The sequence below is a fragment of the Pseudoduganella sp. genome, assembly GCF_041914865.1.
Lineage (GTDB): Bacteria > Pseudomonadota > Gammaproteobacteria > Burkholderiales > Burkholderiaceae_D > Rugamonas.
This window is the reverse complement of record NZ_JAYSCO010000111.1, coordinates 1-5,017: the sequence shown is the minus strand read 5'-3', so window position 1 is coordinate 5,017 and position 5,017 is coordinate 1. Positions and strand designations below refer to the sequence as shown.

The 5,017-nt window shown below is 63.3% G+C and carries 5 protein-coding genes; 1 reads left to right on the top strand and 4 read right to left on the bottom strand.

Annotated features, from left to right (window positions below; genetic code table 11):
• Nucleotides 1–1,280 (bottom strand): phosphoenolpyruvate synthase (gene ppsA / locus ACE3TQ_RS26700; RefSeq protein ID WP_374586762.1); only part of this gene is annotated, 1,280 nt, incomplete at its 3' end.
• Nucleotides 1,281–1,433: 153 nt separating this feature from the next.
• Here ppsA and ACE3TQ_RS26695 point away from each other — a divergent pair.
• Nucleotides 1,434–2,282 carry a pyruvate, water dikinase regulatory protein gene (locus tag ACE3TQ_RS26695; RefSeq protein ID WP_374586760.1) on the top strand — a complete coding sequence of 283 codons (849 nt, stop codon included), beginning with the start codon at nt 1,434–1,436 and terminating at the stop codon, nt 2,280–2,282.
• Here ACE3TQ_RS26695 and ACE3TQ_RS26690 read toward each other — a convergent pair.
• From ACE3TQ_RS26690 to rnhB, 3 genes are read right to left on the bottom strand one after another with little or no spacing between them, the layout of a single operon-like run.
• A complete protein-coding gene (locus tag ACE3TQ_RS26690) occupies nt 2,279–3,478 on the bottom strand; it encodes an EAL domain-containing protein (protein ID WP_374586758.1) in 1,200 nt (399 codons plus the stop codon). The two genes, ACE3TQ_RS26695 and ACE3TQ_RS26690, sit on opposite strands and share 4 nt — an antisense overlap.
• Nucleotides 3,479–3,506: 28 nt before the next feature.
• Nucleotides 3,507–4,292, bottom strand: a complete 786-nt coding sequence (locus ACE3TQ_RS26685; RefSeq protein WP_374586756.1) for a TrmH family RNA methyltransferase — start codon at nt 4,290–4,292, stop codon at nt 3,507–3,509.
• Nucleotides 4,289–4,906 carry a ribonuclease HII gene (rnhB, locus tag ACE3TQ_RS26680; RefSeq protein WP_374586755.1) on the bottom strand — a complete coding sequence of 206 codons (618 nt, stop codon included), beginning with the start codon at nt 4,904–4,906 and terminating at the stop codon, nt 4,289–4,291. The genes ACE3TQ_RS26685 and rnhB overlap by 4 nt, the downstream gene beginning before the upstream one ends.
• Nucleotides 4,907–5,017: the final 111 nt, after the last annotated feature.

Sequence of the window (5,017 nt, the reverse complement as noted above, 5' to 3'; positions counted from 1 at the left end):
ACGATGGCGGAAGCGCGCTTCATCACCGGTTCCCAGTTCGGGTCGGTCATGTCGGCCACCAGCACGTCGCCCGGCTGCACGCGTTCCATTTCACTTGGATCGCGGATCACGCGCACAGGGCCGGCGCCGATCTTCTGGCCGATGGCGCGGCCGGAGGTCAGCACGGTGCCGCTCGACTTCAGCTTGAAGCGCTGCTGCGAGTCGGTGGCCTTCTGCTGCGATTTCACGGTTTCAGGACGCGCCTGCAGGATGTACAGCTTGCCGTCGCGGCCGTCCTTGCCCCACTCGATGTCCATCGGGCGGCCGTAGTGCTTCTCGATGATCATGGCGTACTTGGCCAGTTCCACGATCTCGGCGTCGTTCAGCGAGTAGCGGTTGCGCAGCTCGATCGGCACGTCGACGGTCTTCACGGAACGGCCAGCCTTGGCTTCGTTGGTGAATTCCATCTTGATCAGCTTGGAGCCGATATTGCGGCGGATCACGGCGGACTTGCCCTGCTCCAGCATTGGCTTGTGCACGTAGAACTCGTCCGGGTTGACGGCGCCCTGCACCACGGTTTCGCCCAGGCCGTAGGAGGAAGTGATAAAGACCACGTCCTTGAAGCCCGATTCGGTGTCGATGGTGAACATCACGCCCGAGGCGCCGGTGTCGGAACGCACCATGCGCTGCACGCCGGCCGACAGCGCCACTTCGGCGTGGGTGAAGCCTTTGTGCACGCGGTACGAGATCGCGCGGTCGTTGTACAGGGATGCGAACACGTGCTTCATCGCTTCCAGCACGTTGTCGATACCGACCACGTTCAGGAAGGATTCCTGCTGGCCCGCGAACGAAGCGTCAGGCAGGTCTTCCGCGGTGGCGGAGGAGCGTACGGCGAACGATACTTCGGTGGAGGAATCGGCGACCAGGCGGTCGTAGAAGGCGCGGATCTCGGCTTCCAGGCGTGGCTGGAAAGGCGTGTCGATGATCCACTGGCGGATTTCGGCGCCCGATGCGGCCAGGGCGCGCACGTCGTCCACGTCCAGGTGTTCCAGGCGGTCGGCGATGCGCTGGGCCAGCGACGGGCCGCCGTCAACGCTGTGCGACAGGAAGTCGCGGAATGCCTGCGCCGTGGTGGCGAAACCGCCCGGCACCCGCACCCCCGCGCCGGCCAGCTGGGAGATCATCTCGCCCAGCGACGCGTTCTTGCCGCCGACGGATTCGACATCCGTCATGCGCAGGTTTTCGAACGAGGCGACGTACACCGCCCCTTCGGCCTGCTCCTTCAATGCTGCGTTAGTCATAAAGACACCTTTTTGATGATAAAAATCTTTACGCAGGTGCGCTCGGCATCGTTCTTGTCATTCTTGGCGCCGTGCAGCACAATCTTACCGTTGGCAAGCATTTTACAGCCTGCGACGGAAATTGACGATTCATCCATTGGAAAAGCTTTTTTGATGCCACAAGAACAACGCCCCGACCTGCCCTCCTCCTTCCGTACCGTCTTTTTCGTCTCAGATGGCACCGGGATCACGGCAGAAACCTTCGGCCACTCGGTCCTGACCCAGTTCGACCTGAAGTTCCGCCAGGTGCGCCTGCCCTTCATCGACACCTGCGACAAGGCCTATGATGCGGTGCGCAAAATTAACGAGGTGGCGGTCGAAGACGGCACCAAGCCTATCGTTTTCTCGACCCTGGTGAAAACCGAGCTGTCGGAAGTGATCCAGCGCGCCAACGCCATGCACATGGACCTGATCCAGACCTTCGTCTCGCCGCTGGAACAGGAGCTGGGCGTCAAATCGACCCATACCATCGGCCGCTCGCACAATGTGGTGGACAGCGAGGAATACAAGAACCGTATCGAAGCGATCAACTTCTCGCTGGCGCACGATGACGGGCAGTCCAACAAGAACCTGTCGTCGGCCGATGTGATCCTGGTTGGCGTGTCGCGCTCCGGCAAGACCCCGACCTCGCTCTACCTGGCCATGCAGTACGGCGTGAAGGCGGCCAACTACCCGCTGATCCCGGACGATTTCGAGCGCGGCAAACTGCCGTCCGCCTTATACGCCTACAAATCCAAGATCTTCGGCCTGAGCATCGAGCCGCAGCGCCTGTCGGAAATCCGCAATGAGCGCCGCGCCGGCTCCAAGTACGCCTCGCTGGAGAACTGCCGCTATGAAGTGAACGAGGCGGAAGCCATGATGCGCCGCGAAGGCATCCGCTGGCTCTCCTCCACCACCAAGTCGATCGAAGAAATCTCGACCACCATCCTGCAAGAGATCAAGCCGAACCGCTCGGTGTATTAAAAGAAGTGCTTCCAGTCGTCCAGCCAGCCGGGGATGTCCTCCACCGGCATCGGGCTGGCGATATAGAAGCCCTGGGCGTAGGTGCAGCCCAGGTCCTGCAGGAAGTCCCAGTCCTGCTTGGTTTCCACGCCCACGGCGCAGGCCTGGCGCGACAGGCTGCGCGCCAAACCAAGGTATGACTTCAGCACCGTGCTGATGGCGCGCTTGCGCGAGGCGCCGTCCACGAAACTGCGGTCGATCTTCAGCTCCGAGAACGGGATGGCGGCCAGCAGCTGCAGGTTGGAGCGCCCAGTGCCATAGTCGTCGATCGCCAGGCCGAACCCCATCATGCGCAGGCGCAGCAGGCGTTCCAGGAAGTGCGGGTTGGTGGTCAGCACCGACGATTCGGTAATCTCGAACGTAATGTAGTCCGGCAGGATGCGGTGACGCTCCAGGCAGGCCGTGATCTGCGCGATGAACTGCGGGTGTGCCAGCGTGGTCGGGTCGACGTTGATCGAAAACGAGATCGGAATGTCCTTGTCGTGCAGGTTGCGGCAGGCGGCCACCGACTTCTCGATCATGCTCCAGTCGAGGAAATCGATGCGGCGCACGCTCTCCAGCACCGGCACGAAGGCGGACGGCCCCAGCACGCCGTGCTGCGGATGGCGCCAGCGGGCGAACATCTCCAGGCCCTTCACGGCACCCGTTTCCAGCTCGATCTTGGGCTGGAAGAAGGGGTCGAACTCGCGTGCCTGCAGGCCGCGCCCCACTTCGGCGAACGTGAATTCGAACGGTTCAGGCTCGGGCTCGGGTTCGGCCGGCGGTTCGCGGTAATTGGCGACCAGCTCCTGCAGGCGCGCGGAGCTGAGCGGCTTGGCCGAGCTGCCCAGCATATCCACGCCGTAGGCCTCGGCCATGGTCTCGACCGAGAACAGCACGTCGGCGCTGTGCGCGCCGATGACGATGATGCCGGCGCGGCAATCGACTTCCGCCAGGCGGCGGATCACTTCCAGGCCATCCATGCCAGGCAGCGACAAGTCCATCAGCGCGATATTCACCGGCGGCTTCAGGCCGATTTCAAGCAGGCGCAGTGCGCTCAGGCCATCCGACGCGGTCGTGATGTGCTGGGCGCCCAGGTGACGCAGCATGCCAACCAGGAGCTCGCGCTGGACAGGTTCGCCTTCTGCTACCAGGAAATGCATGCTTGCAATTTCCATAACACCTATTCCAATCTGAATATTATTCTTAACCCAGATTTTGCCTTACTTGCTCGAAAAAGCATACTGCCGCACAGGCCGCAACGTTGAGCGACTCCACTTTACCCAAGTGTGGCACCAGCACGCGATGGGTGGCGCCGCTCAGCAGGGTGTCCGACACGCCCTGCCCTTCGTGGCCGAAAATCCAGGCCACGGGGCGCTTCAAGTCCAGCTGGTACAGCTGTTCCGCCGCATAGCCGCTGGTGGCCAGGGTGGCGATGCCGGCGCTGGCCTGCAGGGCCGCCAGGTCCACATTCTCGTAGATGTCGAGCACGAAGTGCGCACCCATGGCGGCGCGCAGTACTTTTGGCGACCAGCAGAAGGCGGTGCCGGGCGCGCAATACACTTCCCTCACACCCGCCGCCGCCGCGCTGCGCAGGATGGAGCCGACGTTGCCCGGGTCCTGCACATTATCCAGCAGGACGGCGTTGACGCTGAGCGCGGCCGGTACCGGCTTCTCCGGCGTCTCGATCAGGAACATCAGGCCGACGCCATGCTCGACCTGGCTGATGGCATGGTACAGCTGGTCCGGCAGGCACAGGATGTGCGCGTGCTCGGCCTCCAGGCGCTGCACCAGCGGGCCGACTTCGGCGTGCTGCAGCGCGCCTTCGGCCACGATCGCTTGCAGCGGATGGCCGCGCATTTCCAGCCAGGTCTCGCACAGGTGCACCCCGTCCAGCAGGCTGCGGCCGGCCTTGCGGCGCGCCTGCGAGTTGGTGGCAAGCTTGGCGATCTCTTTGTACTGCGCGTTGTCGCGCGAGGTAATGTGCTTCACAGGCCGCCCTCCAGGACTGCGCGCACCGGGGCGAAGCTGCGGCGGTGCACCGGCGAGGCGCCATGCTCGCGCAGGCGTTCCAGGTGCAGCGCGGTGCCGTAGCCCTTGTGCTGGTCGAAACCGTATTGCGGGTACTTCTTGTGCAGCTTGACCAGGGCCGCGTCGCGCGCGGTCTTGGCCAGGATCGAAGCGGCGGAGATGGCCTCGATCTTGTCGTCGCCTTCCACAATGGCGATGCTCTGGACGCGCATGACCGGGCACTTGTTGCCGTCGATGAGGGCCAGCGTCGGCACGGTGGAGAGCGCATACACGGCGCGCTTCATGGCCAGCAGGCTGGCCTGCAGGATATTCAGGCGGTCGATCTCTTCTTCCGACGCTTTGGCCACAGCCCAGGCGATGGCATGCTCGCGGATCAAAGGCGCCAGCTCATCGCGCTTTGCCTCATTCAGCTTCTTCGAATCGCGCAGGCCCGGGATCGGGCGCTCGCGGTCCAGGATCACGGCCGCCGCGAACACGGGCCCGGCCAGCGGCCCGCGGCCCGCTTCGTCCACGCCGCAGATGATCTCTTCCAGCGAATAAGGGAGGTCGTCAAAAAGACCCGGTTGTTGGCCCATGGCTCAATTCTTTCTACTGCCGGGAATTCAGGGCTGGGTGGGGTGGAAAAATGGGAAAAATGGGGACGTACCCCATTTTTCCGCGCAGCGGAAAAAATGGGGTACGTCCCC

What these genes read in the sequence shown, in the direction of transcription:
- ACE3TQ_RS26695 (WP_374586760.1), top strand. Translation starts at nt 1,434, where the DNA reads ATGCCACAAGAACAACGCCCCGACCTGCCCTCCTCCTTCCGTACCGTC.
- ACE3TQ_RS26690 (WP_374586758.1), bottom strand. Translation starts at nt 3,478, where the DNA reads ATGGAAATTGCAAGCATGCATTTCCTGGTAGCAGAAGGCGAACCTGTC.
- rnhB (WP_374586755.1), bottom strand. Translation starts at nt 4,906, where the DNA reads ATGGGCCAACAACCGGGTCTTTTTGACGACCTCCCTTATTCGCTGGAA.